This window comes from Arhodomonas sp. SL1 (assembly GCF_052060015.1).
Lineage (GTDB): Bacteria > Pseudomonadota > Gammaproteobacteria > Nitrococcales > Nitrococcaceae > Arhodomonas.
This window is the reverse complement of record NZ_JBPODZ010000040.1, coordinates 1-1,503: the sequence shown is the minus strand read 5'-3', so window position 1 is coordinate 1,503 and position 1,503 is coordinate 1. Positions and strand designations below refer to the sequence as shown.

The following is a 1,503-nucleotide window of genomic DNA, read 5'->3' as shown; positions in this document are numbered from 1 at the left end:
CTCAAGTTCCACAGCCACAGCGATAAGTTATTGATCCGTCGGTGGGCGGTTGGCATTTTTGGCACAACTACGCGAGGTCCGTACGACTCGGCGGGCTCACCTCCAGCTCTTTGAACAGCTTGCGTTGCTCAGGGCTCACCGATACGCCGGTGAGCGCCTGGCCGTTGATCTCAGCGCGGTGCCACTGCACCGTCTCCAGCGCCTCCAGGGCACGCTCGACGCTGCCATAGCCGGTGTTGCTCGCGTTCAGGCGCATGCGCAGCACCCGATAGAGCACCAGCGCGAGGAAGCAGATCAGCGCATGGGCGCGGATGCGATCGGGCAGCCGGTGGTGGACCGGCGCGATCTCCAGTGTGGACTTCAGCGCCCGGAAGCCGCGTTCGATGTCGGCGAGCGCGCGGTAGCGCCGTGTGATCTCACGGGCCTCGCACTCGTTGAGGCTGGTGACCAGCAGCAGCTTGCCGTCGAGGCGCTCGGCGGCCGCCCAGGCGGTTTCGTCGATGTCGTAGCGGAACTGCGCGGCCGACAGGTCGGCCTTGATGATCCCCGACAGGCGCTGCTCGATGACCGCCTTGTGGAAGCGCTGGTAGGCGCTGCGGTCACTGGAGCGCCGTCCTCGACCCGCTTGCCCGGCGTCCTGGTTGTCCAGCCGCCGGGCGAGGCGCTGGCCAAGCTCATCGACACGTTCGATGCGCCGGTGCCGGTTTGCGCTTTGCTCGGCGGCCCGTTCGGGGTTGTGGGCGATCACCAGGCGCCGCCCCTGCCAGACCGTCTCGGTGACGGCTTCCTCGCCCGTCACCTGGGCCTGCTTGACCAGCTGCGGATGAAGCGTCTCCATCACCTCGGTGAACTCGCCGTAGCGCCGGCCCGGCACCGCCAGGATATAGTCCACCGCCAGGCCCTGCTCCCGGCCCAGCGCCTCCAGGGTGTCGACGTTGTCGAGGCTCAACAGGCCGCGGTCGGCGACCACCACCACCCGCTCCAGGCGAAAGCGCTCCAGCAGCCGGGTGATCATCGGCGCCAGTGTCTTCGTCTCGGCGACGTTGCCCTCGAAGACCTCGTGGGCAATGGGCAGCCCCTCGGCGGTCTGGATCACCCCGAGGGCGAACTGGCGATGCACCCCGTGGGTGTCTTTGGACAGCCCCAGCTGGCGCAGATCCCCTTCCAGCGCGTGCTCGCCGTGGATGGGCACCGTGGTGATGTCGTAGAAGACCACGGCGAGTTCCTGATCGAGCAGCGGGCGCAGCAGCGAGGCGGTCATCCGCTCCACCGCCTCGCGCTGGCCGACCAATGCGTCCATGGCCCGCAGCAGTTGTTCGTGATGCACGCCACCGACGTCCACCCCCGGCAGGTGGACCCGCTCGAGCCAGCGCAGCACACCAAGCTTGCTCTGCGGATCACACAGCCGGTTGAACACCAGCACGCGGACCACCGCTTCAAGATCGAACTCGCGGTAGGAGGAGCGAAACAGCCGCCGCAGCTGCGCCTCGAAGCCCAGCTCGC

General features: G+C 67.7%; 1 protein-coding gene. It reads right to left on the bottom strand.

Annotation, left to right across the window (positions count from 1 at the left end; genetic code table 11):
• Nucleotides 1-67: 67 nt before the first annotated feature.
• A partial coding sequence (locus ACQ754_RS17010; protein ID WP_440998239.1) for an IS1634 family transposase occupies nt 68-1,503 on the bottom strand: 1,436 nt, incomplete at its 5' end.